This window comes from Phenylobacterium sp. (genome assembly GCF_037968635.1).
Taxonomy (GTDB): Bacteria; Pseudomonadota; Alphaproteobacteria; order Caulobacterales; family Caulobacteraceae; genus Phenylobacterium.
Genome location: NZ_JBBKVV010000116.1, coordinates 1 through 24102, shown reverse-complemented (window position 1 = coordinate 24102; position 24102 = coordinate 1). Strand labels below are relative to the sequence as shown.

General features: G+C 63.5%; 28 protein-coding genes and 2 tRNA genes. 18 read left to right on the top strand and 12 right to left on the bottom strand.

Annotation, left to right across the window (positions count from 1 at the left end; all coding sequences use genetic code 11):
- The 7 genes from AAC997_RS14160 to AAC997_RS14130 form a co-directional block, all read left to right on the top strand.
- Nucleotides 1-1254 (top strand): heme biosynthesis protein HemY (locus tag AAC997_RS14160; protein WP_340646345.1); only part of this gene is annotated, 1254 nt, incomplete at its 5' end.
- A gap of 40 nt (nt 1255-1294) precedes the next feature.
- A tRNA-Thr gene (locus AAC997_RS14155) sits at nt 1295-1370 on the top strand.
- A gap of 212 nt (nt 1371-1582) precedes the next feature.
- Nucleotides 1583-2110 carry a hypothetical protein gene (locus tag AAC997_RS14150; RefSeq protein ID WP_340646344.1) on the top strand — a complete coding sequence of 176 codons (528 nt, stop codon included), beginning with the start codon at nt 1583-1585 and terminating at the stop codon, nt 2108-2110.
- A 33-nt stretch (nt 2111-2143) separates the two neighbouring features.
- Nucleotides 2144-2569 carry a hypothetical protein gene (locus AAC997_RS14145; protein ID WP_340646343.1) on the top strand — a complete coding sequence of 142 codons (426 nt, stop codon included), beginning with the start codon at nt 2144-2146 and terminating at the stop codon, nt 2567-2569.
- Between the two features lie 566 nt (nt 2570-3135).
- Entirely contained in the window at nt 3136-3483 is a 348-nt protein-coding gene (locus tag AAC997_RS14140) for a hypothetical protein (RefSeq protein WP_340646342.1), read from the top strand.
- 78 nt (nt 3484-3561) lie between these two features.
- Nucleotides 3562-5388, top strand: a complete 1827-nt coding sequence (locus AAC997_RS14135) for an ATP-binding protein (protein ID WP_340646341.1) — start codon at nt 3562-3564, stop codon at nt 5386-5388.
- Nucleotides 5389-5481: 93 nt separating this feature from the next.
- On the top strand, nt 5482-7527 hold the full coding sequence (locus tag AAC997_RS14130; protein ID WP_340646340.1) for a Druantia anti-phage system protein DruA: 2046 nt from the start codon (nt 5482-5484) through the stop codon (nt 7525-7527).
- Here the strand turns inward: AAC997_RS14130 and AAC997_RS14125 are convergent.
- Nucleotides 7502-7789 carry a hypothetical protein gene (locus AAC997_RS14125; RefSeq protein ID WP_340646339.1) on the bottom strand — a complete coding sequence of 96 codons (288 nt, stop codon included), beginning with the start codon at nt 7787-7789 and terminating at the stop codon, nt 7502-7504. The genes AAC997_RS14130 and AAC997_RS14125 overlap by 26 nt on opposite strands.
- A gap of 92 nt (nt 7790-7881) precedes the next feature.
- Nucleotides 7882-8112: a helix-turn-helix transcriptional regulator gene (locus tag AAC997_RS14120; protein WP_340646338.1), complete on the bottom strand. Its 231-nt coding sequence runs from the start codon at nt 8110-8112 to the stop codon at nt 7882-7884.
- Between the two features lie 76 nt (nt 8113-8188).
- On the opposite strand from AAC997_RS14120, the gene AAC997_RS14115 reads away from it, so the two are divergent.
- The gene (locus AAC997_RS14115; protein ID WP_340646337.1) at nt 8189-9094 is read left to right on the top strand and encodes a hypothetical protein; all 906 of its coding nucleotides are present in this window, start codon (nt 8189-8191) and stop codon (nt 9092-9094) included.
- A 278-nt stretch (nt 9095-9372) separates the two neighbouring features.
- A complete protein-coding gene (locus tag AAC997_RS14110) occupies nt 9373-10371 on the top strand; it encodes a hypothetical protein (protein WP_340646336.1) in 999 nt (332 codons plus the stop codon).
- An 18-nt stretch (nt 10372-10389) separates the two neighbouring features.
- On the opposite strand, the gene AAC997_RS14105 is transcribed toward AAC997_RS14110, so the two are convergent.
- Nucleotides 10390-10851: a hypothetical protein gene (locus AAC997_RS14105; protein WP_340646335.1), complete on the bottom strand. Its 462-nt coding sequence runs from the start codon at nt 10849-10851 to the stop codon at nt 10390-10392.
- A 157-nt stretch (nt 10852-11008) separates the two neighbouring features.
- Between AAC997_RS14105 and AAC997_RS14100 the strand changes: the two genes are divergently transcribed.
- Entirely contained in the window at nt 11009-11764 is a 756-nt protein-coding gene (locus tag AAC997_RS14100) for a recombinase family protein (RefSeq protein ID WP_340646334.1), read from the top strand.
- A gap of 160 nt (nt 11765-11924) precedes the next feature.
- Here AAC997_RS14100 and AAC997_RS14095 read toward each other — a convergent pair whose 3' ends face one another.
- Nucleotides 11925-12374, bottom strand: a complete 450-nt coding sequence (locus AAC997_RS14095) for a hypothetical protein (RefSeq protein WP_340646333.1) — start codon at nt 12372-12374, stop codon at nt 11925-11927.
- A 485-nt stretch (nt 12375-12859) separates the two neighbouring features.
- On the opposite strand from AAC997_RS14095, the gene AAC997_RS14090 reads away from it, so the two are divergent.
- Entirely contained in the window at nt 12860-13387 is a 528-nt protein-coding gene (locus AAC997_RS14090; protein WP_340646332.1) for an AAA family ATPase, read from the top strand.
- Here the strand turns inward: AAC997_RS14090 and AAC997_RS14085 are convergent.
- Together AAC997_RS14085 and AAC997_RS14080 are read right to left on the bottom strand one after the other, a co-directional pair.
- Nucleotides 13357-14148, bottom strand: a complete 792-nt coding sequence (locus tag AAC997_RS14085; RefSeq protein WP_340646331.1) for an SDR family oxidoreductase — start codon at nt 14146-14148, stop codon at nt 13357-13359. The two genes, AAC997_RS14090 and AAC997_RS14085, sit on opposite strands and share 31 nt — an antisense overlap.
- A 53-nt stretch (nt 14149-14201) precedes the next feature.
- The gene (locus AAC997_RS14080) at nt 14202-14429 is read right to left on the bottom strand and encodes a helix-turn-helix transcriptional regulator (RefSeq protein WP_340646330.1); all 228 of its coding nucleotides are present in this window, start codon (nt 14427-14429) and stop codon (nt 14202-14204) included.
- Nucleotides 14430-14591: 162 nt separating this feature from the next.
- Between AAC997_RS14080 and AAC997_RS14075 the strand changes: the two genes are divergently transcribed.
- Nucleotides 14592-14891: a hypothetical protein gene (locus AAC997_RS14075; RefSeq protein ID WP_340646329.1), complete on the top strand. Its 300-nt coding sequence runs from the start codon at nt 14592-14594 to the stop codon at nt 14889-14891.
- 52 nt (nt 14892-14943) lie between these two features.
- Here the strand turns inward: AAC997_RS14075 and AAC997_RS14070 are convergent, their stop codons facing one another.
- Nucleotides 14944-15687, bottom strand: coding sequence for a Sir2 family NAD-dependent protein deacetylase (locus AAC997_RS14070; protein ID WP_340646328.1), 744 nt, complete (start codon nt 15685-15687; stop codon nt 14944-14946).
- A 28-nt stretch (nt 15688-15715) separates the two neighbouring features.
- Nucleotides 15716-16006 carry a hypothetical protein gene (locus tag AAC997_RS14065; protein ID WP_340646327.1) on the bottom strand — a complete coding sequence of 97 codons (291 nt, stop codon included), beginning with the start codon at nt 16004-16006 and terminating at the stop codon, nt 15716-15718.
- 160 nt (nt 16007-16166) lie between these two features.
- Here AAC997_RS14065 and AAC997_RS14060 point away from each other — a divergent pair, with 160 nt between their 5' ends.
- Nucleotides 16167-16625, top strand: a complete 459-nt coding sequence (locus AAC997_RS14060) for a chemotaxis protein CheW (RefSeq protein ID WP_340646326.1) — start codon at nt 16167-16169, stop codon at nt 16623-16625.
- Nucleotides 16626-16796: 171 nt separating this feature from the next.
- Entirely contained in the window at nt 16797-18083 is a 1287-nt protein-coding gene (locus AAC997_RS14055) for an ammonium transporter (protein WP_340646325.1), read from the top strand.
- A 6-nt stretch (nt 18084-18089) separates the two neighbouring features.
- Here the strand turns inward: AAC997_RS14055 and AAC997_RS14050 are convergent, their stop codons facing one another.
- Together AAC997_RS14050 and AAC997_RS14045 are read right to left on the bottom strand one after the other, a co-directional pair.
- Nucleotides 18090-18368, bottom strand: coding sequence for a DUF167 family protein (locus tag AAC997_RS14050; RefSeq protein ID WP_340646324.1), 279 nt, complete (start codon nt 18366-18368; stop codon nt 18090-18092).
- A complete protein-coding gene (locus AAC997_RS14045) occupies nt 18368-18673 on the bottom strand; it encodes a YggT family protein (protein ID WP_340646323.1) in 306 nt (101 codons plus the stop codon). The genes AAC997_RS14050 and AAC997_RS14045 overlap by 1 nt, the downstream gene beginning before the upstream one ends.
- 108 nt (nt 18674-18781) lie before the next feature.
- Between AAC997_RS14045 and AAC997_RS14040 the strand changes: the two genes are divergently transcribed.
- The 4 genes from AAC997_RS14040 (at nt 18782) to AAC997_RS14025 (ending at nt 22891) form a co-directional block, all read left to right on the top strand.
- A tRNA-Ala gene (locus AAC997_RS14040) sits at nt 18782-18857 on the top strand.
- Between the two features lie 86 nt (nt 18858-18943).
- The gene (locus AAC997_RS14035; RefSeq protein ID WP_340646322.1) at nt 18944-20386 is read left to right on the top strand and encodes an MBOAT family O-acyltransferase; all 1443 of its coding nucleotides are present in this window, start codon (nt 18944-18946) and stop codon (nt 20384-20386) included.
- Between the two features lie 7 nt (nt 20387-20393).
- A complete protein-coding gene (locus AAC997_RS14030) occupies nt 20394-21983 on the top strand; it encodes a hypothetical protein (RefSeq protein ID WP_340646321.1) in 1590 nt (529 codons plus the stop codon).
- Between the two features lie 125 nt (nt 21984-22108).
- Entirely contained in the window at nt 22109-22891 is a 783-nt protein-coding gene (locus AAC997_RS14025; RefSeq protein ID WP_340646320.1) for a metallophosphoesterase family protein, read from the top strand.
- Nucleotides 22892-22954: 63 nt separating this feature from the next.
- Here the strand turns inward: AAC997_RS14025 and AAC997_RS14020 are convergent, their stop codons facing one another.
- Both AAC997_RS14020 and AAC997_RS14015 read right to left on the bottom strand, forming a co-directional pair.
- Nucleotides 22955-23833: a DUF1206 domain-containing protein gene (locus AAC997_RS14020; protein WP_340646319.1), complete on the bottom strand. Its 879-nt coding sequence runs from the start codon at nt 23831-23833 to the stop codon at nt 22955-22957.
- A gap of 61 nt (nt 23834-23894) precedes the next feature.
- A partial coding sequence (locus AAC997_RS14015) for a CocE/NonD family hydrolase C-terminal non-catalytic domain-containing protein (protein ID WP_340646318.1) occupies nt 23895-24102 on the bottom strand: 208 nt, incomplete at its 5' end.

Sequence of the window (24102 nt, the reverse complement as noted above, 5' to 3'; positions counted from 1 at the left end):
TTCCTGGCCGCCGCCGCCGGGGACGGGTCCGAGGCCCGCCGCCTGGCCCTGAAGGCCGCCGACCTCGCCGACGAGGCGCCGGGTCTGGTCCGGATCCTGGCCGCCCAGGCCGCCGAGGCCACCGGCGACGCTGTCGCGGTCCAGGCCGCCTATTCCGCCATGCTGGGCTTTCCCGAGATGCGCCTGGCCGGTCACAAGGGGCTGATGTCCCAGGCCCTCGCGCAAGGCGACCAGGCCGCCGCCCTGCGCCACGCCGAGCAGGCCTACGAACTTGGCCGCACCGCCCGCTGGGCCTGGCGCGCCGTGCTGGAGGCGCGTCTGGAGGCCGGCCACTGGGACGGGGCGCTGGACCTGGTGAAGAGCGCGCTGGACCGCAAGATCGTCTCCCCCATTGTCGCCGAGCGGGCCCGCGCCGCCCTGCTGGCGGCGTCCGCCGCACAGCTGGAGAACGCCCCGGAGCCCAAGGCCCGCGCCCTGGCTACCGACTATGCGGTGGAGGCCGCCAAGCTGGCGCCAGGTTTCGCGCCCGGCGCGGTGATGGCCGCCCGCCTGCTGGCCTTCGACGGCAAGGCCAACCGCGCCGCCCAGGTTCTGGAGACCGCCTGGAAGGCGGCGCCGCACCCGGCCCTGTGGCTGGCCTATCGCGACCTCAAGACCAACGAGACGCCGCGCCAGCGGGCCGAGCGGCTCAACGATCTGGCCAATCTCAACCCCGGCGCCCGCGAGAGCCGCATCCTCTTCGTCGAGCAGGCCCTCATCAACGGTGTCCCGACCCGCGCCGCCGAGGCCGCCAAGGGGCTGGAGGACGAGCCGCTGACGAACCGGATCGCCGGGCTGTTGGCCCGCGTGGCCTTCGCCGCCGGCAAGCCCGACGAAGCCCGGGTCTGGATGGCGCGCGGGCTCGGCGCCCCGCAGGAACCCGACTGGTCCGACCTCGATCCCGAGGGGCAGGCTTTCGCCTATCTGCCCGCCGACTGGGCGCGGTTGACGGCGGTCTATGCCGAGACCGGTGACCTGATCCACCCGCGCCACGAGCGCGGGGAAAAGACCATGAGCGAGCTGCCCGAGCTGCCGATCTCCTATGCTGACTCAGCCCCGTTCCTGGCCGGTCAGGAGGCGGTTCCGCCGCCCTATGAGGGGGACGAGGGCCTCTACGACGACGACGATCCGGAACCGCCGGCCCCGCCGCCGGTGACCCAAAGACGCTCCCCTGCGAGGCGCCGCTTGGCGAGCGCGCCCAGAGCAGCTAAATAGGCGCTCCCGCGCGGGCCGGTTCGCCGCCCCGCCGCGTCAGGCCGCTTTAGCTCAGCTGGTAGAGCACATCATTCGTAATGATGGGGTCAGGTGTTCGAGTCACCTAAGCGGCACCACATCTCCTGTGAGGAAGCATCACCGGCACCTCATGGCCGGAGTGAAATTCCCTCCTGCCCAATCTCTTTGCTAAGGATTTCAGTGGCTTGAGCAAAGTGCTCTGCGAACTGCTGCGTGCTGTCCAATCACTTGCAGATATTCTTCACCTTGGATGATTGACAAAGGATGTGAGGAAGCTAAATATCCGATGACGCAAAGGGGACGCACGGATATGACTACAAGCCCGCAGATCGAAAAAGTTTCGAAGCACACCCTCACCCTGCCTGACGGGGTCTATAGGGCCTTAGAGGCCTCGGCGAAGAGGTTGGACCTCGAGCCGAACGAGTTGATCCAAGACCTAATCGTCGAACGGGTAATCGCAGACGGGACTCTCGACAAGGCAACGGCTGAGCAAATCCAAGCCTACAAGTGGCTCATAGCCACGGCTGTCGAGCGGGCGAAGGAGCGGTGTCGGCAGGGGGCCTTCAGCTCCTCGCTAACCGCGGACATCTTCGAGGTCTGTGCCAAGGATGAGGAATGGGCAGAGCGATATCGCTTCTACGTCCAGGATGACATCTACAAGAGCGGCAACCCCCGCAAGGGTCCGATCAATCGGGAGATCGGCTACCGCATCCGGGCGGCGATTGGGGCGGAGGTCGAGAAGGACGCCAAGGGTGCGACAGCCATGAAGAAGGTCACCGGCCTGATCATTCAGTCCTACACGCCTTTCACATCTTACGACCCGACCCGGGTCGGCTAACTAGCGAGGTGGCGCATGCCTAAGGAATGGAATTTGGACGACCTCGTTAAGCTATCCGTCCATGATCGGCATCAGCTCTTCAAGAACGCCGTCAGGCTCTCGCATACCCCCGATGGGGCTGCCCTCAAGACGTTAATCGAAGAAGCAGGCCTTCCCTTCAGTGAAGGGGCAATGCTTTCCTCCGACGACCCCGCCTATGTGAAAATGTATGACATCGTGCACTCGCCAGAAGGGCGGGCTGCCGCTATTGCCGCCGTGAAAAGCGGACTGCCGGGGTTGGCGGGTGTGGAGCCGATGATCCACGAAGTTCTTGGCATCGACTACGGTCCTCACAACTGGGGCACCGTCATCGCCGGCTCTTTGGTCGGAGAGATCATGCATTCAGCCGGTTACAGGAAGACGGGCTCAAAGCCTATGCCGCCAGGAAGCGTAGCGAAGACGGCGGCTACTTGGAAATAGCCGACGGGCCCTGAGCGGCACCCATCGTCTAGTTCGAGTTCGACCATGGCTGGGCCGCTGAAGGGCTCGACTTAGATCTGCAAGACGATGCTAAGCTCGTTGTTGGGGTTTGATCCGACGAGGAACGTATGCTGGCAAAACTAAATCTAAGCGCTCTCGTGAAGCACCTTCAAGGGCAGACGCTTGATGAGTTCTACATGACGATTGAGGAAATTGAGAGTCTTGTTGGGCCCCTCCCGGCTTCGGCACGAAAGTACAATCAGTGGTGGGCGAATGCAGCGGATACCGCAAACCGCCCACAGCGCAAGGCCATGCTTCAGACGCCTTACGACACGTTCTTCCGTCCGTCGGGCGGGAAGGTGCGCTTTAAGCGGAGGCGTAATTGATAGCTAGCCGCCCCCACTCTGCAGGTCAGCCGCACAGCCGATTCATATGTTGGGCCACCTGTGTTATATTAGGGTCAGGAGGTCCCTCCTGAACGGTGCGGCCTAATATGGTTGCTGAATGAAGGGCACGACCTTCCTAGCTTTGGCTGGGCCTCCTTGGATGAACCTTGGAGAATACCCATGCTCTATGAGTATCTGGGGCGTTGCGTGGCCGTGGCCGCCTTCCTGCCCATCGAGTCCCTGAACGAGTGCTTAGCCGTCAACGACGGCGATCCGTCTGAAGACCTGATCGACACGCTTTCTGACCCTTCCTTCGAGGGGGAAGATGACATGATCGTCGAGTTGCAGCGGCGGCAAATCCGGAAATTCGTCAGCCAGCTCCCTGATCGCCTGAAAACGATTGTGATCCGGCACTACTGGCTGGGGGATCGTCAGGAAGACATCGCCAATGATCTTGGCGTGACCCAGTCCGCCATCAGCCATGCCATCGGCAAGGTCCATCGCCTCGGGCGCCAGTCCCTGGCTTAGCTCTGCTTTTGATAACCGGCCGGCGGAAATCCGCCGGCCCCTTCAATGCGGCTCAATAGCTGCAGAATCGGAAAGTTCATGCCTACTCCCAAAAAGCTCACCCTCGTCAAAGCGCCCCTTAGCAAAAACAACGTTCAACTGAACCGGCAGAAAACCTACGCCCGTGGTCTTGAAGAGCAGGGGTTTGACTTTGGCTTGGCCGTTGGATCAGCCTTCGTCGAGAGCATGCGAAATACCTACTACCGGCACACAGGTACCGCTCTTGATGAGCTGATCGACAATTGCATCGAAGCAGGCTCTTCACTCGTCCATGTGGCGTTTGGCTATTACGGAAATAGCGACGCTAAGCCGGACGCAGTCGCTGTGATCGACAACGGCCACGGCATGGTTCCCGAAATGGTTCGGCTGTCAGTGTTGTGGGGCGGAACCCACAGAGAGGGCAGCAGGGAGGGATTTGGGCGCTTTGGCTTTGGCCTGCCTAGCGCCTCAGTAAACCAAGCCACTCGCTTTTCGGTCTATTCGATTGTGGAGGGCGGGGATTGGCATGGCTTGACCATCGATTTGGACGAGATTCGTGCTGGCGACTACACTCGCGGAGGGAAGGTTGTTGCCCCGGAGGTGAAGCCTGTCTCGCCTCCAAAATGGGTGCTTCAGTACATTCTGAAGCATTTTGATGGAAAGCCGATGAGCCACGGCAGCGTGGTCGTTTGGGACAATATGGATCGGGTGAAGTGGAGGACCACTACAGCCATGACCCGAAATCTTCTCGAACACTTCGGCGTTCACTATCGCAACTATCTGAGCGGTACAGCAATCTATGTTGATGGCACTCCCGTAGAAGCCACGGACCCACTCTTCATCACGCCGGGCTTCCGCTACTTCGACGAAGATCGTGATCGAGCCATCTCGCTGGAGCCGGCTGAATTCGACGTAACGTCCAAGAAGACGGGTGAGAAAGTGCGACTGCGGGTCCGGTATGCCCGCTTTCCCACATCCTTCTTCTCCGTTGATAAAGAGAAGCGTGCCGTGAAGGGAAACCAGAATTCTCGCTGGGCTGTGAGCGCCGCCAATCGCGGGATTATTGTCTGCCGAATGGGGCGTCAAATCGACGTAATCGAACATACGCCGTGGGCCAATCTCGAGAAGTTCGGTAACGACGATCGCTATTGGGCCGCTGAAATCGACTTCCCTGCGGAGTTGGATGAAGAGTTCACCATCTCCAACGCCAAGCAAGGCGTCGTGATGTCGGACCGTATGTGGGACATCCTCCACGACGCTGGCGTTGAACACGCTATTCGGCAGCTAAGGCGGGACGTTCAGGCGTCCCAACAGCAAAAGAACAGCAAAGAAGAAGGCGAACTGCGGACTTCAGAACGCTCCATGGTGGAGGGTGAAAAGTTCCGCCGTAAGCGGGCTGGTGGCGACTCCGTGGAGCGTGAGCAAAAGGCCCTTGAGGCCCTTGAGCAGTATGTCAAGGATGCCGCTCGGACTCAAAACCAGCCGGAGAAGCAGGTTCGGGAGGAGTTCCAGGAAAAGGCGGCAAGGCACCCATATCGTGTAACCTTTGAAGATATGCCTGGAGCGCCATTCTATCGGGTCGATCAGATTGGGGGATTGAAAGAGCTAAGGATCAACCGATCGCACAGGTTCTTCTCGTCGGTCTACTCCGCCCCTGGGGCGACCAGATTTGTCCGTGCCGGGCTCGAAGTGTTGCTGTTCTCAATCGGAGAGTGTGAGCTCGATGCCCTGGGAAACCCCGACAAGAGCATGTTCTACGCCGTTGAGCGAGCAGCTTGGTCGGAGGTTCTTGCGGCGTCTCTAGAGGTGATGAGCCGCTTTATTCAGGAAACCGACATCCTCGAGTCGTCGGACGACGATGCCGACGAGGGGACCGAAACCGAGTAATAGCGACAGTCGTAACAAGGGCATCGGGGCAGCTGTTGGCCTCCCCCGATGCCCGCTATATCTCATGCGGGCGGCACGGCATGAGGAGGAATTGTGGAGAAGGCGGAGTTTTACCCTGGGCTCGTACCCCCCGCAGAGAGACAGCGACTAATCCACGCTATCGAATCCGGGAACGGGGACCTTTTGGCGGTTGCGGCACAGATGCTGAGTCTGGCCCAGGCAGCTTCCGAGGATGCATCGCCCGACCGCCTAAGAGCGTCGGTAGCCGCCTCCGTTCTCTACGACCTCGTCCAACAAGGCTGGAACGTGTCGACCTCAAGTGGGCGACTCTACGCAGTCCCACCGGACGTAGCAGCATCAGCTGAAGAGACCTCCCATGAGATCAAAGCCCGAATCAGGGAAGGCCTCCAAAGGGCGAGCAATCGACAGCTAGCGGCCTCCGCCACCCAACAGTTCCTTCGGGCGATGCAGCGGGTCCGGGATCACAATGGGAAGCCCGTTTCAATTTCGACCCTCATCGACGACGGCGACGAGCTTGCCGATCTGCTGGAGGCTACGAGGGATGCTCCGGATTCGGACGTTAAGGAGAAGCGGCTGCAGAAGTTGTTTCGGCCTCGAATCCAACTTTGTGGGCCTGGCGATCGCTGTGAGCATACGGGGCTCCCGCTTCTCGACGTGTGGCGGTATTTTCGGCACACGTGGTCGCTTGAGTACAACTCAGTGCCAGGACGCACACTGAGGGTTTTGGTACGAAATGACGGGCGGCCGAATTCCCCGGTCATGGGGATCGCCATGATCGCTAGCCCGGCCGCTAACCTCTATTCCCGAGACGAGTGGATTGGCTGGCGGATCGAGGACGTAGCGAGAGATCTCGTTGCCGGAAAGATTGACGCCGCAAACATCGCCAACGTTCTCACGGCCACCGTCGATGAAGCGATTGGAGATATTAGGACTGATGATCTCCTAAGTTCTTCGGAACTCAAGCGTCCCACGGAGGCGGTATTGTTCCGGCTAGGGCAGATCGCGGCTAAGGCTGAAGCTCGCCGAAGAGTCGATCTTGTTGACCCGGAAGATGATGCTGAAATCCGTCTGGTCGATATCCGCTCCATGGATAAGGGAGACCTAGCCGACTCTCACTGGAGAAAACTCTCCGAAACAGCGCTTTTTACGAAGAAGCGAGCAGAACAACTTATCCCACTGCTTCAGGCCAAGAGCTATTTCGACGAAGCCGATTTCCAAGGATCTCCGCGAGCCGCTCTTTACGAGGCGTTGGTCAGTCGTCCTGGTCGACTTGCCGTGGGAGTGGCGCTCAACGAACTGAGAAAGCGTAAACTGGCGACCCAAGTGGCAGATATCTCTGTCTGCGGTGCCGCTGCCCCTTACAATGAGCTGCTCGGCGGAAAGCTCGTAGCGCTCCTCATGGCTTCGGACGAAATTCGGACTGCCTATAAATCCAGATATGAGGGGCAGGTCAGCGAGATCGCCTCTCAGGTGGCCGGGCGGGCCATTATCAGGTCAGCTGACCTGAAGCTGATCACCACAACCAGTCTGTATGGCATCGGAACCAGCCAGTATAATCGGCTCCGCCTACCGGCTTATGAGGATCTAGGTTTGACCGGCCCGCTAGTGTGGCGGGAGCTTCGGCCCAGCGAAGGGGTCACCGTCACTCACCTGAGCAAGCAAACAGTCGATCTGATGAGGCGGCTTGGGGTAGCGGTTTATGGCCGTCGTAGGATCAATAGTGTCTTCGGCGAAGGATCTAGCCCACGCACAAGGCAGATACGTGAGGGCCTGAACCTGATTGGCATCAATCACAACCGGGTCCTTAAACATTCGGTCGGTCGAAAGGTGTTTGCGTGTGAGTTGTATGAGGGGGCCATCGACGATCTCACAGGGTTTCGGCAGCGGTCGGGTGCTGCGCAGGCGCCATCGGCGAAACCGATCGCCCAGAGCTGGGCTCGGCGATGGCTGATCGGGAGGTCTGCTAACGCAGAGGTAGTAGCTCGACTGCGTTTGCTTGGAGCTGCATCGGTCTCAGAGTCTCTCAAAGAGCGAGCAATGCGGGGGGTGCTTGAAAACCCTCCCAGCGATGAGGACTCGGTAGTCGCCGAGGCTAGCCGCGAACCTTTTGCAGCGTAGCTTGGATTCTTTCCCGAAGCGCTGAGTTCGCATCCAAGAGTTTAACAGCCTCTTCTAGGAGCTCTTTCAACTCAGGAGCAGCGGCAATCAGCTGCACGTCACCGTCAAAACGAACTAGCTTGGACCGGCTTCCCGAGATGATGGTCCCAACGTGATAGGCCTCAGCTTCTCCGAAGCTAAACACATTGCGCCGGTTTGCGTGCACCGTGTGGGTGACAATCCACTGATGATCCGGCTTTGTCGTATCGTCTTCGCTAGCCATGCCGAGCGTTTCCACCCGCCAGTTTAGGACGGCAACAGACATGTTTTGTGAGAGGTGATTTTGTCGCCTGGCGAGCTGTGATGTGGTCTGGGTTATCCGACCCTCTCGGCATCATCGTCAGGGGTGATCAGTTCGACCGGAGTCGAACCCAAAGCCTGAGCAAGCTCAAACAACGACACGACGGTGGGATTACGCCGCCCCCGCTCAAGGTCGCTGATGTACTGCTGACTGAAGCCGGACAGTTCCGCGAACTGCTCCTGGGTCAGTTTGGCGGCCAGCCTGAATCTTCTGACATTCCGCCCAACCAGCCGCCGCATGTCCATGAGGACACCGTTGACCGTCTCGGCGGATCGGGTTTATCGCACATAGTATGTAATTTGAAGTTGTGCGGGGGCGGTGGTGATCCAAAAGTATCTGATGAGGGCCGCATTTCTGCTCGTCCTGCCTCTGGCGGCTTGGGCTTCAGACCTCCAACCGCTTCGGCACTTCCCGGCCATCGCCGATATCGTCAAAAACTATCTCGAAGATGCGTGCGGAGCGGCTGCCGCTGAGAGTGTAGGGGGTCTTGACGCACAGCGGGCCGATGTCGACGGCGACCCAAGCCCAGACTACGTCGTGGCGCTGTCTCCGGTCGCCATCGCTGCATGCGGTGGAACAGGCAACTATCTCGTCATCACCTCGGGTAGCGGCTTTAACGTCGCCAGAGCCAGCGCCAACCCTGTCACCGGGGACGATCTTGGCTCAGTTGGTCCCGAGGCCAACGTTGCCGTTGAGGCAGCGCCAGAAGGCGCTGAAGAGCATTCTGAACCCTCTGAGCCTGGAACCAACCCGACGCCTCAAGCCTCCAAAAGCGACCCTGACACCTCTCAATCCGGTGCCGTCACCGAGCCTGTTGCCGCAGAACGGGGAAGAAGTGGCGTTATCATCGGGCTAGTTCTCACACTTGCCCTGACAGTGCTCGGAGGCCTCGCGGCCGGCGTTGTGATCATCGCCCAACGAACGTTCTCCAAGTACGGCTACAGGGTGTTTCTCGACTGGTGGAACCTGCTCTATGTCCCCATCGCCTTACTGCTGGTCTTCGGGGTGACAGCCCTCGCCCTCGCCGGTGGGAATGGCTTTCTGGCCTTAGCGATCCCAGCTGCTATCCTTTGGGTTTTGCGGATCGTGATCAATATCCGTCGAACCAGCTTTGCCCACGGCCTGCTGATCTCGGTCATTCAATTGACCTGTATCGGTTTCGTGGTGATCGCCCTTGTCCTGCGGAGAGCCCAGGACAACGCTGAATCGGGCCGGGCATATCGGTAGGCACTGGATGGCTGATAGGCCTGCGTCTTAGCTCGGATGGCGGAAGCGCAGGGCATCGAGCCATCTGTCGAGCCGCCCACCAATTTCCCAGAGACTGACTCGCCCTCAGTCACCATACGTTAGACACCACTTTTCAAGGCGGTCAGAGGCCTCACCTTGCTGTGTCTATTGACATAGACGCCACTCTATGCTGTAATTATCCGTTTCCTACATTTGAAACTTCACAACCCCCGCCTTTTCCGGGGGCCCATTTCCCTATGTCCATATTACGAGGCTCTATGAAATACACGCCTAACTCATTCGTCGCTGTCGCCGAGACCCTAATCCGGGACGCCGAGATTCAATGCCAAATCGGAGAGCGAAGCTCGACCTCGGTCAGAGACCATCGTCAGCGGCTCGAATGCTATTGCCGGCCCTTCTTCAAGACGATGCCGGTCAGAGACATCGACCATCGGAAGCTCATGGATTTCCGAACCGAGCTGGTGAAGCGCAAGCTCTCCAGCTCCTCGATCCTGTGCATCCTGTCCTTCGTCAGTCAGGTCCTGAAGCTGGCCGTCAAGGATGGCATCGTTCGCAGCGTCCCCAGCATCCCTCGTCCAAAGCAAAAGGACTCGCCTCGGCCAGCATTCACACGGGCTGAGTACGCCAAGCTGCTCAAGACGCTAAAGGCCCAGGAGGCCGCAAAGACCAAGATCGCCTTCAAGGGACATGAGCTTGACCGCGAGCTGCGGTACGCTGTGACCTTGATGGTCAATTGCTTCCTGCGTCCCGGCGACCTCTTCAGGATGAAGCATCACCATATTGAAGTGGTCGACGAGACGGGAAAGGACGCTAGGCACTTTCTCCGCATGAAGCTGCCATCGTCAAAGGGCCACGCTACTCCGATTGTGTCGATGAAGGTTGGCGTTCCAATTTATCGGCGCATTCAAGCCTATCAGAAGGCCAAGGGCTTCGGGGCTCCGGCGGACTATGTGTTCCTTCCGGGCATCGAGAACCGAACCTATGCGCAGGAAGTCTTCAGTCGGCTCTTCGGGCAGATTTTGGATGCGGCAGAACTCAGGCACACCGTCAGTGGCGAGGTGAGGTCGCTCTATTCACTCCGACACTATGCCATCACCGCTCGTCTCGTGAACGCCGATGGGCTGGATGTCGTCACTCTGGCGAAGAACTGTCGGACCAGTCCGGAGATGATCTTCAGGTTCTACGCCCACTGGCTTCAGCCCGAACAGAACCTGGACCTGATCCAGAGTTTCCGTCGGGAGAGCCACTACGCTTAGCGAAAGCCGGGGAAGGCCCTATGCCTTCCCCACTTTCCGTTTGTTGAAGCGTGCTTGCAGGCCGTCAGCCGCTTCCGCCAGAGGGCCATCGAGGCCCCCAGTGAGCGCTTCCTGGCGAAGACCCGGCAGAATCTTTCGCAGCTCCTCAGTGGTGGCTAGGACCAACACATCCTTGCCGTCCTTCACCCGGAGCTTCGCCGAGCCGTAGCGAAGACAGAACTTCACAGTGCCATCGTCGTCGATCCACCACCACGGCGACACACGACGGTGCTGCTCAATGTCGAACACCTCGTCGGTCTCAAGGTCTCGCTTTCGCTGCATACGCACTCGGCGATACCCATCGCCGGCCTCCGTGGCGTTCAGAAGATTCAGCTGGTCCTGTAGGGCGGCAGCGAACTTCTTCCGACGGACCCGGATGGGATCGTAGCCCTTGGTGCGATCCATGCTCTCGGTCAGGGTAAGCTTGCTCAAAACGCTCATCGAAAATCTCCTCCTTGTATGTAGCTGCCCCCTCCCTCTCGAAACGGACCCAGGCAACCCAACATTAGCGAAGACCCGTTGCCCAAGGCCGAGGCTCAGCGGATCGAGGTTCCAATCCCCGCAACGAGCGTTAGGCGGGATTGTATGAGCCGAGGCGATGGCGATGAAGGCAGTGGCCTACTTCCGAGTGAGCACAGCAGGCCAGGGTCGCAGCGGCCTTGGATTGGATGCTCAGAAAGCCGCGGTCCATGAGTTCAGCCTTCAACGGGGCTTGGTCAGTCAGGCCGCCTTCACAGAGGTGGAAAGCGGGAAGCGAAGTGACCGGCCGGAGCTTCAGAAAGCTTTGCATCTGGCGAAGGTGACTGGAGCCGTGCTGGTGATCGCCAAGCTGGATCGCCTATCCAGGAATGCCGCATTCCTTCTCACTCTTCGAGACAGCGGCGTCCGCTTCCTTGCAGCCGATATTCCTGATGCGAATGACCTGACCATTGGCGTCCTTGCCGTCATCGCACAAGCTGAGCGAGAGGCGATTTCTCGGCGGACCAAGGAAGCCTTGCATGTGGTGAAACTGCGTCTAGCAGGCGGGGAAGCCCACACGTCTTCTAGATCGGGCCGCACTATAGAACGCCTTGGAAATCCCAACGGAGCGTCGGCCTTAGCCAAGGCAGCCAAAGGGAATTCCAGCGCTGTGTGTGCGGTGAAGTCGATTGCTAACGCTAGGGGCAGCGACTTGGCGGGCCTGGTCAGCGATCTTCAAGGACAGGGCTTCCTGACGTTGGCCAGCTTGGCGGAAGAGCTAAACCGCCAAGGAGTCCTCACGCCCCGCCGCCGTAGCTGGCACCCGTCATCCGTCAGGAATCTCCTGGCTAGGATCGCCCTCTTAGAGGGTTCCTGGGTTCATAGAGGCCTATAGGGGTGGGCGTCGCTTCGCTCCACCCACAGTCCTTCGGACAATCTCTAGGGAAGCCTTCTTGTGTTTAGGCAATAGCCTTTTATCAAGGCTCCGGATGCTCGAAGCCCTGCTGGGTAGGTCTGGATTCTCAGGAGTCTTAGACTGCTCGGTGATTTATGGATTATCCCGCCGCTAGGGTCGGGACAGTCGGTTCTACGCTGGGAATATGCAGGTTCATGACGTCGATGTTGTCGACGCCACCTAGGTCTCTCACCGTCTTATGGATGTAGCGATATGCGCCCATGAAGTCGGTGATTGGTCGGACGTCCTGACCCGCTGGTCGGCCGCCGTGATCGAGAGCGCACCATGCTTGGATGGCTTGGATCTCGAAGGATAGTGCGGAGCGGTTTGGCTTCAGATCGCTCGTTGCCTCAGGAATTCCCACCAAGAGATGTGTGTGGATTCCCTGGTTGTAGTTGAGTTCCTGGACGGCATAGGTCGCCAACCGAACTCGCTTGTGCCGGCTGTAGGATGTTCCGAAGAGCTGTCGGTTGAGGCGGTGCTGCCACTCATCAACCAGCTTCGTCAGGCCAAGAGAGTCGTAGCGCCGCTTGGTGGTAAGCGTCACCATGTAGCGCTCTGGGCACCGGTTGAGGTAGCTGAGGACGCTATCGATTCTGGGTTTGGTTGATGAACTGGGCAAAGCTCAAAAGTCCTGATGGTTGGACCGTCGATTGCCTCGCAACTCTCTCAACAGACGACCGGATCGACGATTGGATCATCGACGGTAGGGGCGTGGGTTTCGGGTTCTTGGTGGTCATGGTCTTGGGTCGTTGGTTCTCGGGTGTTGGGGTTTGGTGAGAGTGAAAGCTCTCCTATTATGTAGACGCTAAGACCCCGACTAAGGGGCCCGAAGTCGAGATTATTTTCAACTTCTGTTGATCTACAACCTACTGAAAACACTCAGATAATCAGCGAACGTAAGCTTTCGTAATGATGGGGTCAGGTGTTCGAGTCACCTAAGCGGCACCACTTTTCCCAATGAAAACAGATGACTGAAACCCGGCGGGCGCAGCTTCGCGTGCGGCTGCGTGGGCGATGAGAGAGGGCCGCAGCATGGCGAGGTACATACTCACCGGCGCGCCGGGGGCGGGGAAGACCGCCCTGCTGCGGATGCTGGAGCGGCGCGGCCACGCGGTGGTGGAGGAGGCGGCGACGGACGTCATCGCCCTGGAACAGGCGCTGGGGCGGGCGGAGCCGTGGACCGATCCCGGCTTCATCGACCTGATTGTCTGCTTGCAGAGGCAGCGGCAAAGGCTGTCCGGCGACGGCTTCTTCGACCGTTCGCCCATTTGCACCTGGGCGCTGAGCGAATTCCTGGGGTTTCCGCCGTCGCCCGCCCTCAAGGCTGAGATCGACCGCATTGCGGCCGAGCCGGTCTATGCGCGCCGGGTCTTCTTCATCCAGAACCTGGGCTTCGTCACCCCCACGGCGGCGCGGCGGATCAGCTACGAAGACGCCCTGCGGTTCGAGCAGGTCCACCTCGAGGCCTACCGCCGTTTCGGCTACGAACTTACCCTCATTCCACCCGGCCCGCTTGAGGCCCGCGCCGATCAGGTCTTGGCGAACACGCCCTTCCAGTAGGCGCGCATGGCCTCGACGGCCGGGCGCAGGCCTTGGGTCTGGGCTTCGGCGTGGGCGCCGACACCGTGGTGCAGGTGAGGGCTGGAGATGGAGTCCCAGATCACCCTGGTGACGTCTTCCACCGAGCCCGGCACCGACTGGGCCTCCTCGATGGCGGACCGGAACACCTGGCCCTCGGCGTTTGCGGTGGAGTCCAGCAGGGGGGTGTCGATATAGCCCGGCATGATGCAGACCACCCGGACGCCAAACCGCGAATATTCCAGGTCCAGCGCCTCCGACAGGCCGCGCACCGCGAACTTGGTGGCGCCGTAGACCGCCAGGCGGGGCGGCCCCGACAGGCCGGCGCTGGAGGCGATATTAACCAGCACCGCGCCGTTGGTGGCCTTCAGCAGCGGCAGGGCGGCGTAGCTGCCATAGATGACGCCGCGCAGATTGACGTCGATCTGCAGGTCCCAGTCGGCGGAGGTCTGGGTCTCGAACCAGCCGTAGCGCGCCAGGCCGGCATTGTTGACCATCACGTCAAGCCGGCCGCCGCTGGCCTTGCCGAAGCGGGCGAGCGCCAGGCCCCAGGCGGCCTCGTTGCGCACGTCCAGGCGGATGGCGACCACCTGGCCGGGATCGAACTCGGCGGCGGCCTTGGCCAGCGCATCCTCATCCACATCCGACAGGCCGACGAAATAACCCTCGGCGGCGAAGCGCTTGGCGGTCGCCAGGCCGATGCCGCTGGCGGCCCCGGTGATGAAGCAGGCTTTGGTGGCCATGGTTTGAATTCCCCGTCTAGCCGGGGAGCATGTCGGCCCTGGGGATCAGGGCGTCAAGCGCGGCGCAGCAGCACCGCGCCTGTCCAACCGGACTCGGCCAGCAGCTTCACCCCATTGGTTTCCAGGGCCCTGGTCAGGCGCTTCTGGGTGGTTCCGTGGGCGGGGCGGCCGTTCTCGAACTGGGAAATGGTGGTGAAGGCGACGCCCGACTTCTCGGCCAGGTCCTTCAGGCTCCAGTCCAGCAGGGCGCGGCCGGCGCGGCAGCATTCGGGGGTCAACATGGGGGGCTCCCTGGGAATCGCAGCCGAATCCTCGGCGGTGAGGGTTAAAAATTCATCGCCAAGGGGGTTGGAGTTGAGGTGGGGACGCGCGTGCGTCTTGCCCCGCCTGGGCAAGAGGCCTAGTCCGGGGACGGCGCCTGTCGCCTCAGACCTCAAAGCGCCATGACCGACGAACCTCGCCCTCGCAAGATCCTCAGCCTGAAGAACCCGCCGACGCGGCCGCTTGGCCCAGAGCCGATCCGCAAGGCCGCGCCGCCGCCACCCCCTCCGCCGCCGCCGGCCCAGGTCTTCGCCTGGAAGTGCAAGCCCTGCGGCGCCGGTTTCAACGTGGGCGCGGACCTGGCGGGCGACGTCGTGATCCGCTGCCCCTCCTGCAACGCCAAGATCGGGACGGTGGCCGATTTCCGCGCCGATCCCATCCCCACCAAGCTGCGCGCGCGGCCGGTGGCCCCGAAGGCCTAGCGCCTTCAGGCGAAGTGGGAACCGGTTCGCCGCCCGGAAGGCGTGACCCGGCTCAGAGGCTCCCGGCCACTTCGCTCATCACCGGCCCGATCTCGTCGTTCAGAACCAGGTCCGCCATGTCGTCGATGTCGGTGGGCTCGCGATTGATGATGGCGAGCGCGGCGCCGTTGCGCTTGGCGATCTGCGGCAGGGCCGCGGCCGGATAGACCACCAGGGACGACCCCAGCACCAGGAAGAGGTCGCTGTTCAGCGCCTCCAGCTCGGCCTTGCGCAGAACTTCGGGCTTGAGTTGCTGGCCAAAGGAGATGGTGGCGGTCTTCACGATGCCGCCGCAGGCCTGGCAGACCGGCAGTTCGTCGGTCTCGACAAACCGCGCCTTCAGGTCCGCCAACTCGTGGCGCGCCCCGCAGTCCAGGCAGGTGGCGTAGCTGGCGTTGCCGTGCAGCTCGATCACCCGTGACGCCGGTATGCCGCTGTCCTGGTGCAGGTTGTCGACGTTCTGGGTGACGACGCTGGAAAGCTTGCCGGCCTCCAGCAGGCGCGTCAGCGCGTAGTGCCCCTCGTTGGGCGACGCCCCCACCCAGCCGGCGCGGCCGGAGAAGGCCCGGCCCCAGGCCTCGCGGCGCTTTTCAGGGTCGGTGACGAAGTCCTGGAACAGGATGGGGCTCATCTTGCTCCAGACGCCGCCCGGCGAGCGGAAGTCCGGAATGCCCGATTCCGTGGAGATGCCCGCGCCGGTGAAGGCGACGATCCGGCGGGCCTCGCCGATCATCTTCGCCAGGTTGTGCCGTGTCACGCCGCCTCCCGGGCTCTGTCGCGCCCGGCTACTGCGCCTTGAAATAGGTATCCGGCGCGTTGGTGAAATCGTCGAAGTCGGAGACGCAGGTTAGCCACTCCTTCTGCTGGGCCACCACATCCTCGCGGCGGTCGCTGGCCGAGGCGCGCAGGGCGTACCAAACATAGGGGTGGTTGTCCTTGTTCAGATAGGCCGGGCAGAAATTGGCGTTGCGGTTCCAGCGGTTGATCTGCTCGTCGTTCGCCAGGTCGTCATCGTTCCAGCCCAGCTGGTCTACCAGCTGGTCGCAGGCGGTCACGGCGATGGTGCGAATGGTCATGTGGCTCTCCCCCTGACACCAGCCCAATCGTCCGGCGGCATGCCGCAAGCCTTTGGATCGACTCCGAAAAACGCGCGCCCCTGTTAATGAAATCGAGCGAGTTCATGGGGATAATGCCGAAAATCGACCCCGAACAGAACGATTGGGACGTGTTCCAAGGATGAGCTATTCCATACCCCAGCCGGGCGCCGAACTGATCTCGGTCCGCATCGGCGACCAGTCCTACGCCATCGACATTATGGCGGTGCGTGAGATTCGCGGCTGGACGGCGGCCACCCCCCTGCCTCACGCCCCGCCCCACGTGTTGGGGATGATGAATCTTCGCGGCGCCATCCTGCCGGTCATCGACCTGGGTTCGCGCCTGGGCCTTGGGCCCGCCGAACCCAACTCGTCCTCGGTGGTGGTGGTGGCCCAGATCGGCGAGGCCCAGGTGGGCCTGGTGGTGGACGCGGTCTCCGACATCCTCACCGTGACCGAGGGCCTGATCCAGTCGCCCCCGGACATCGGCGGCGAAATCCTCAACTACGTCAACGGGGTGATGACCACCGACACCGGCATCGTCAGCCTGCTGTCCCTGGACCACGTCCTGCCGCCCGAGCCGATCGTCCTCGCCGCCTAGGTTGCTTGTGGGGCGGGTGACGGGCGCCGAAACCGGCCTGCGCGTTCGGCCGCCACAGTCCGCGCTGCCCGCTTTTTGCGCGGCCCCTGAAAAATTGTGCCTGCACAACAGGCAAAGACTCCTGTAGCCAAGGCCTCCTGACCAGTTGGGGGGACGGGGCTGATGGTTCGCATGTTGACGCGCTTGGGCGCGCTGATCGCAGGCTTGGCCCTGGCGTCTCCGGCCTTGGCGCAAGCGCCGGCGCCGGCCATCGATCACGGCGACACCGCCTGGATCCTCAGCGCCACGGCCCTGGTCCTGTTCATGACCCTGCCCGGCCTGGCGCTCTTCTATGCCGGTCTGGTACGGTCCAAGAACGTGCTGTCGGTGATGACCCACTGCGTGGCCATCGCCTGCCTGGCCTCGGTGCTTTGGCTGCTGGTGGCCTATAGCCTGTCCTTCTCCGGAACCGGGCCGTTGATCGGCGACCTGGCCAAGGTCGGCCTGGTGTCCGTGGGCCGCGAGGCGGTGACGGGCGTCCTGCCGGAGAGCGTCTTCTTCGCGTTCCAGATGACCTTCGCCATCATCACCCCGGCCCTGATCGTCGGGGCCTTCGTCGAGCGCATCAAGTTCTCCGCCGTCCTGCTCTTCTCCGGCCTGTGGCTGATCGCCGTCTACGCGCCGGTCTGCCACTGGGTCTGGGGCGGCGGGTGGCTGGCCCAGATGCATATCATGGACTATGCGGGGGGCCTGGTGGTCCACGCCACGGCAGGGGTGTCGGCCCTGTTGATCGCCTGGCGGCTTGGCCCGCGCGACGGCTTCCCGCGCGACCTGTCGCCGCCGCACAATCCGGGCATGACCATGATGGGCGCGGGCATGCTGTGGGTCGGCTGGTACGGCTTCAACGCCGGCAGCGCCCTGGCCGCCGACGGCAATGCGGGCGCGGCCCTAATCGCCACCCACCTCTCGGCCGCCACGGCGGGCCTGGTCTGGGCCGCGATCGAATGGAAGCGGTTCGGCCGCCCCAGCATGGTGGGCCTGGTCACCGGCGTGGTGGCGGGCCTGGCCACCGTGACCCCGGCGTCGGGCTTCGTCGGGCCCCTTGGCGGCGTGTTGCTGGGCGCCGCGGGCTCGCTGATCTGCTATCAGGCCGTGGACCTGGTGAAGCACGGGCTGAAGATCGACGACAGCCTCGACGTCTTCGCGGTGCACGGCGTGGGCGGTATTCTCGGGACCCTCATGGTGGCGGTGCTGGCGGCGACCGGCCTTGGCGGCGCGGGCTATGCCAACGGGGTCACCATGGGCTCGCAGGCCGTGACCCAGGTGATCGGTGTGCTGGCGGTCTGCGCTTGGTCGGGGATCGCCACCCTGGCCCTGGTCTTCCTGGTGCGCCGCACCGTTGGCCTGCGGGCCAGCGACGACGCGGTGGACGAGGGCCTGGACATGTCGGCGCACGGCGAGCGGGCCTACAATCCCTAGAACGGGTTAGGGTTTGACGCCAAAGGCCAGGTCGAAGTCCGCCTGAACGGCGCCTTCGACCTCGACCATCTTCACCCGCGCCGTCTCGCCCGAGACGATGCGCAGGGCGGACCTGGGGCGTTTCAGGGTCTTGGCGAGGAAGGCCAGCAGGGCGGCGTTGGCCGCGCCCTCGGCGGCCACGGCGCTTACCCGCACCTTCAGATAGGGCCGGCCCTCGACGTCGAGAGTCCAGCCGTCCAACCCGTCCCGGCCGCCCTTGGGCGTCACCCGGACCGGCAGGCGCATCAGCCCATCAAGGCGACGATGGGCCCAAAGGCCATCGGCAGGAGGTAGGTCTTCACGCCCTGAAGGATCAGCAGGACGATGATCGGGCTGATGTCCACGCCACCCAGCGGCGGAATGATCCGCTGGAAGGGCGCCAGGATCGGCCGGGTCACGGCGTCCAGGAACTTGGCGATGTTGTAGACCACCTGGTTGCGCAGGTTGATCACATCGAAGGCCACCAGCCACGAGATGATGGCGTTGGCGAAGATCGCGAAGATCAGCAGGCTCAGAAGCGAACTGACGATGAAGTAGAGGAAGCTGCCCATGGCCCCGGTTTAAAGGGGCCCGCGTGTGGCTGGCAAGCCGCTGCGTCAGTGTCTCGCATTTCTCCCGCTTGACAGGTGGGGTCGTAAAACGCTTATTCCGCGCCTCCTGGGGCCGTAGCTCAGATGGTAGAGCGCCTCGTTCGCAATGAGGAGGTCAGCGGTTCGATTCCGCTCGGCTCCACCAGGAACCCACCCTGAATCCGGGCCGGCGCGCCTTGCCGCCAGGGCCAGCGCCTGCCACAAACCGCGTCGGTCGGCCTTGGGGGGCGGATGGTCTTTTCGTCCATCATCTTCATCTTCTATTTTCTGCCCGTCTTCCTGCTTGGCTACTATGTCAGCGGCTGGCGGACCGGCGCCCTGCTGGTCGGCAGCGTGGCCTTCTATGTCTGGGGCGAGGGGGCCTATGTCTTCCTGCTGCTGGGACTGATCGGGGCCAACTACGCCGGGGCCCGGGCGATGGCCGCCGCTGAGGCGCCCGCCCGACGCCGGCTGATCCTGGCTGTGATGATCGTGGTCGATCTCGCCGTCCTGGCCTGGTTCAAATATGCCGGCTTCCTGGCCCAGACCCTGAACGATGTTCTGCCGGGAAACCCGCTGCCGGAGCTGACCCATCGCCTGCCGCTGGGCATCTCGTTCTTCACCTTCCAGCTGATCAGCTACGCCGTCGACATCTACCGCCGCGCCGTGCCGGTGGAGCGGTCGCTGGCGCGGTTCTCGGCCTATATCCTGATGTTCCCGCATCTGATCGCCGGGCCGATCGTGCGCTACGCCGATATCCGCGAGGAGCTGCAGGGAGACCGCAAGAGCTCGGGCCGCATCGGCCTGGGGTTCCAGTACTTCATCGTCGGCCTGTGCCAGAAGGTGCTGATCGCCAACACCGTGGCGCCGGTCGCCGACCACGCCTTTGGCCTCGACCCCGGAACCCTGACCGCCACGGCGGCCTGGCTTGGGGCGCTGGCCTATAGCCTGCAGATCTATTTCGACTTTTGCGGCTATTCCAACATGGCCATCGGCCTGGCCTTCATGCTGGGCTTCACCTTCCCGAAGAACTTCGATCACCCCTATGCGGCCACCTCGCTCACCGACTTCTGGCGGCGATGGCACATGTCGCTGTCCTCCTGGTTCCGGGACTATGTCTACATCCCCCTGGGCGGGAACCGGGGCGGGCGAAGCGCGACGATCCGCAACCTGCTGATCGTCTTCTTCCTGACGGGTCTCTGGCACGGGGCGGCCTGGAGCTTCATCGTCTGGGGCCTCTATCACGGGGCCTTCCTGATGGTGGAGCGGTTCGGCCTCGGCCGGGTCCTGGACGCCGCGCCCAGGGCGCTGCGCCACGCCTACGCCCTGGTCGTGGTGATGATCGGCTGGGTGTTCTTCCGCGCCGCCGACCTGACCGCCGCGCTGGACTACCTGTCGGTGATGCTGGATCCACGCGCCTTCAAGCCGCTCGGCCTGACCCTGCGATACCTGCTGGACACCGAGGTGCTGCTGGCCTTCACCGCCGGCGCCGTCTTCGCCTTCCCGACCCTGCAGGCGGTGATGACGTGGCTGAAGGCGCCGCGCTCCGACGCGCCCTCGCCCCATCTGCCGGCCCACCTGGACACGCGGGGCGCCCACGTCCTGCCGACTCCGGTCCTGGCGGCGGGATTCGTGATCAGCATCGCGGTGCTGGTCAACTCGACCCTCAACCCCTTCCTCTATTTCCGGTTCTGAGGGGGTCATGGAAAAGCCCGTCCCCCGCCCTGGCCTGATCGTCATCGTCCTGATCCTGATGGCGGCCGCCTTCCTGCTGCGGCCGGTGATGAAGCCGCCGCAGCTCCAGGAGGGCCGGGTTCTGGCGGGTCCGCCCACCTGGTCGGGTCTCGCCAAGCTCGACGACCTGCGCCACCAGACCGACGCCTGGGTGGCGGATCGTTTTCCCGCCCGGCCCTATCTGATCGGCTGGCTGAACGCCGCCCGGCTGACCATCGGCGACAGCGGATCGGACCGGGTTCTGGCCGGTCGCGACGGCTGGCTCTTCTACAATGACGGCACGCGCCTGGCGCCCGCGCGGGCCAAGCCGCCTCTGACGGACGCTGACGCCGCCGAATGGCTGCGCGGCCTGTCGGGGCGGATCGAGGCTCTGGAGCGGCAGGGCGTCGCCTATCTGGTGGTGGTTCCACCGGCCAAGGAGACCATCTATCCGCAGTTCGGCCCGTCCTGGTATCCAGGCCCCAGTCCCCGGCGGACCAGCCTGGAGCTCGCAAGGCTCGCGGCTCGCACCGAGCCCGGCCACGTCCTGCATCTGCGCGATCCGGTTCTGGCCGTGGCGAACGCCGGGCAGGAGGCCTTCAGCCGCCACGACACCCACTGGACCGGAGACGCGGCCTATGCCGGTTACGCGGCGATCATGCAGAGACTCCGCGCCCAAGGGATGGACCAGGCGACCCGGCCGCTCAGCGATTTCCGACCGGTGGTGAACGGGGTCAATCCGCCCCGCGATCTGGCCCTCATGCTGGGCGTGGCGAGCTTCGTGCCGATCCACTATCGCGGCTATGTCGATCCAGCCGCCGACGCCCACAGGACCACCTGGCTCTCCGAGCGCCGGGGCTGGATCGCGCCCCAGGTGGTGGACACCGGCCAGGCGGGCAAGCCGACCCTGCTGCTGACCCGAGATTCCTTCTCGAACGCCCTGACGCCCTTCCTGCTCGGCCATTTCAGCCGGGTGATCCTGACCCATATCGACGACGGCTTCTGGCGTCAGGACCTGATCGACCGGTTCCATCCGGACGTCGTGATGCTGGAGGTGCAGGAGCATGGCTTGGGCTTCGCCATGCGCGGCTCACCCTCTCTCTCCGAGGTTGCCGAGGCGCGCATCGAGCGGGCTCTGCCCAGGGCGCCGACCCACGGACCCCTGGCCCCTTCCGCGCCCTCGCGCGGGCGCTTTGTTCCGGTGGCGTCCGCGCCGGCCTTCGCCGGTCTGGATGCGGCGACGGCGTCTCCGGGCTGCAACGTCGACCAGGCGCTGATGGACGACCGGGCCTTGGTGCTGTCTGGATGGATATCCGACCTCTCGACCAAGGCCAGCCCGCAGGATGGCGCGGCCCGCCTCTCCGGTCCGGCCGGAGACTTCGTCTATCCCTTGCAGATCGACCAGGCTCGGCCCGACGTGGCCGCGTTCTTCAAGCGCGCCGTGGCCCAGCCCAGCGGCTTCGCCATCAGCCTGAATCTCCAGGGCTTGCCCTCTGGGACCTACGACCTGCGGGTCTATCGTCGTCGTCTCTCCGGCTGGATCGGCTGCGCCGGACCCAAGGGCTTGCTCCGACCCTAGAGCCAACAGCTTGTTCACCGCTGCAGGCTAGACTAGGCGTGCTGCGGCGCGTCTTTCCGGCCTCGCACGCGTTGAACACTGCCGGCGGCCTTCCTAGACTAGGGCGCTCAACCAAAGGTCCGCCCTTGTTCTCTCGTCTGTTCGCCCGCAAGCCTCCGGAAGCTCCACCCTCCACTGAGGGACGGCTGGCCTATGCCGTGGGCGACATTCACGGCCGTCTAGACGCCTTTGACGCCCTGCTGCTGGTGATCGCCCAGGACGTCCTGGCCTCGCAGCCCACCCAGCAGCCGATGCTGATCCTGCTGGGGGACTATGTGGACCGGGGGCCGGCCTCGGCTCAGGTGGTCGACCGGATCCTGGGGCTGCAGACCGAGCCGGCCTTCGAGGTGCGGGCGCTGAAGGGCAACCATGAGGAAGCCCTGCTGCAATTCCGCGACGAGCCGGGCTTTGGACAGACCTGGGTGGAGCACGGCGGCTCGGCGACCCTGGCCTCCTACGGCGTCCAGCCGCCGGCCACCCGCACCGACCCGGACGCCTGGGAGACCGCGCGCCGGGCCTTCCGCGAGGCGTTGCCGGCAAGTCACGCGGCCTTCTACGAGGGCCTGGAGATCATGATCACCCAGGGCGACTACGCCTTCGTCCACGCTGGCGTCCGCCCCGGCGTGCCCTTGGACCGTCAGGTGGAGCGCGACCTGCTGTGGATCCGGGCCGAATTCCTGCAGTCGACGGCCAGGTTCGAGAAGATCATCGTCCACGGCCACACGCCGATGGAGGAGCCGCAGATCATCGCCGGCCGCCGCATCGGGGTCGACACCGGGGCCTACGCCACCGGCCTGCTCACCGCCGTGCGCCTGGACGACAGCGGCGCGCGTATCCTGCAGGGCCGTGCGGTCCGGTCAGCGGCGTAGCCGCCGGTCTTTCCTTGATCGCGCTTCGGACGACGAACCGGTTTCCACGTCGTCTGAATCGCTTCAGCCGCCTAGCGCCTGGTCCACCGCGATGCGGCGGTAGCGGGCCTCAATGAAGGCGAAGGCTCCGAAGGCGATCAGGCCCAGCGCGACGGTGGTCATCAGGGCGTCGCCATAGGGCTGTCCCTCCATCATCTGCAGCGCCCCGCCGATCCCCGTGGCATCCTGGCTACGGGTCTTCAGCCCCGCCGTCAGCATCAGGGCCCCCACCGGCAGGAAGGCGATCCCCCGACCCAGATAGCCGGCGCGTCCGATCCAGGGCGCCCACCTGCGGACCCCCTCATCGCAAGCGAGCGGCTTACAGAAATCGCGGCCGAATACCTGGACGATGTTGCCGATCCCCGCGCCCAGGATGAACAGGCCCGCCCCGGCGACCAGCAACTCGCCACCCGGCAGATCGAGGACGGCGGCCACCGTGCGGCGGGTTTCCGCCTCGTCGTCGGCCTCGGTAAGGTCTTCCAGGGTGTCGATGAGCCCGAAGACCGAGGCGCCCAGGGCGCCATAGACCACGCCGCTCACCGCCTGGCCCAGGCGCGAACCTATGGCCCGCAGGCTGGCGCCCTGCCGATCGGCGTCGAAGGCCGACTGCAGCAGCCGCCAGCCGGCGAAGGCGTAAAGCCCCAGTCCGGCCAGCCACAGCAGCACAACGCCGAAGGGCCAATCGGCCCAGGCCTCCAGCACCCCGCGCGACCCCTCCGCCTTGGGCGCCAGGTCGAGGGCGGCGGCCACCGCTATGGTCCCGATGCTCAGATAGATGAAGCCCCGCGCCAGGTAGCCGCCGCGGCAGGCCAGTTCGGCGAGTGCGCTCCAGGGCGCGACGCGCAGCCAGGCGCGCACCTGGGCGAAGGCGCTTGCGGACGGTTCGGTCGGGGAGGTCAGCACGGAAAAACGCCCCGCACCCCAGCGGTGCTGCGGCGTGAACGTCAGCCCAGGCGCCCGGTTCCTACTTCGCCTCCGGATAGATCACCGGCAAGACCAGGGCCGAGGGACGGCTCGCGTCCATATAGACGCTGTTGGTCGCCACCCGCGGCTTCTGGCTCTGCTTGCCCGGCGCTTCGCCGGTATTGGGATTCACTTCAAAACGCGGCGCGTTCGAAGACGTGATGTGGACGGCGATCCGGTGGCCCTTCTCGAAGGTGATGGCCGTGGAC

What these genes read in the sequence shown, in the direction of transcription:
- AAC997_RS14055 (WP_340646325.1), top strand. Translation starts at nt 16,797, where the DNA reads ATGTTGACGCGCTTGGGCGCGCTGATCGCAGGCTTGGCCCTGGCGTCT.
- AAC997_RS14095 (WP_340646333.1), bottom strand. Translation starts at nt 12,374, where the DNA reads ATGGTGACGCTTACCACCAAGCGGCGCTACGACTCTCTTGGCCTGACG.
- AAC997_RS14125 (WP_340646339.1), bottom strand. Translation starts at nt 7,789, where the DNA reads ATGGCTAGCGAAGACGATACGACAAAGCCGGATCATCAGTGGATTGTC.
- AAC997_RS14110 (WP_340646336.1), top strand. Translation starts at nt 9,373, where the DNA reads ATGAAATACACGCCTAACTCATTCGTCGCTGTCGCCGAGACCCTAATC.
- AAC997_RS14050 (WP_340646324.1), bottom strand. Translation starts at nt 18,368, where the DNA reads ATGCGCCTGCCGGTCCGGGTGACGCCCAAGGGCGGCCGGGACGGGTTG.
- AAC997_RS14135 (WP_340646341.1), top strand. Translation starts at nt 3,562, where the DNA reads ATGCCTACTCCCAAAAAGCTCACCCTCGTCAAAGCGCCCCTTAGCAAA.
- AAC997_RS14150 (WP_340646344.1), top strand. Translation starts at nt 1,583, where the DNA reads ATGACTACAAGCCCGCAGATCGAAAAAGTTTCGAAGCACACCCTCACC.
- AAC997_RS14090 (WP_340646332.1), top strand. Translation starts at nt 12,860, where the DNA reads ATGGCGAGGTACATACTCACCGGCGCGCCGGGGGCGGGGAAGACCGCC.
- AAC997_RS14045 (WP_340646323.1), bottom strand. Translation starts at nt 18,673, where the DNA reads ATGGGCAGCTTCCTCTACTTCATCGTCAGTTCGCTTCTGAGCCTGCTG.
- AAC997_RS14035 (WP_340646322.1), top strand. Translation starts at nt 18,944, where the DNA reads ATGGTCTTTTCGTCCATCATCTTCATCTTCTATTTTCTGCCCGTCTTC.
- AAC997_RS14075 (WP_340646329.1), top strand. Translation starts at nt 14,592, where the DNA reads ATGACCGACGAACCTCGCCCTCGCAAGATCCTCAGCCTGAAGAACCCG.
- AAC997_RS14120 (WP_340646338.1), bottom strand. Translation starts at nt 8,112, where the DNA reads ATGGACATGCGGCGGCTGGTTGGGCGGAATGTCAGAAGATTCAGGCTG.
- AAC997_RS14030 (WP_340646321.1), top strand. Translation starts at nt 20,394, where the DNA reads ATGGAAAAGCCCGTCCCCCGCCCTGGCCTGATCGTCATCGTCCTGATC.
- AAC997_RS14060 (WP_340646326.1), top strand. Translation starts at nt 16,167, where the DNA reads ATGAGCTATTCCATACCCCAGCCGGGCGCCGAACTGATCTCGGTCCGC.
- AAC997_RS14140 (WP_340646342.1), top strand. Translation starts at nt 3,136, where the DNA reads ATGCTCTATGAGTATCTGGGGCGTTGCGTGGCCGTGGCCGCCTTCCTG.
- AAC997_RS14065 (WP_340646327.1), bottom strand. Translation starts at nt 16,006, where the DNA reads ATGACCATTCGCACCATCGCCGTGACCGCCTGCGACCAGCTGGTAGAC.
- AAC997_RS14100 (WP_340646334.1), top strand. Translation starts at nt 11,009, where the DNA reads ATGGCGATGAAGGCAGTGGCCTACTTCCGAGTGAGCACAGCAGGCCAG.
- AAC997_RS14085 (WP_340646331.1), bottom strand. Translation starts at nt 14,148, where the DNA reads ATGGCCACCAAAGCCTGCTTCATCACCGGGGCCGCCAGCGGCATCGGC.
- AAC997_RS14080 (WP_340646330.1), bottom strand. Translation starts at nt 14,429, where the DNA reads ATGTTGACCCCCGAATGCTGCCGCGCCGGCCGCGCCCTGCTGGACTGG.
- AAC997_RS14105 (WP_340646335.1), bottom strand. Translation starts at nt 10,851, where the DNA reads ATGAGCGTTTTGAGCAAGCTTACCCTGACCGAGAGCATGGATCGCACC.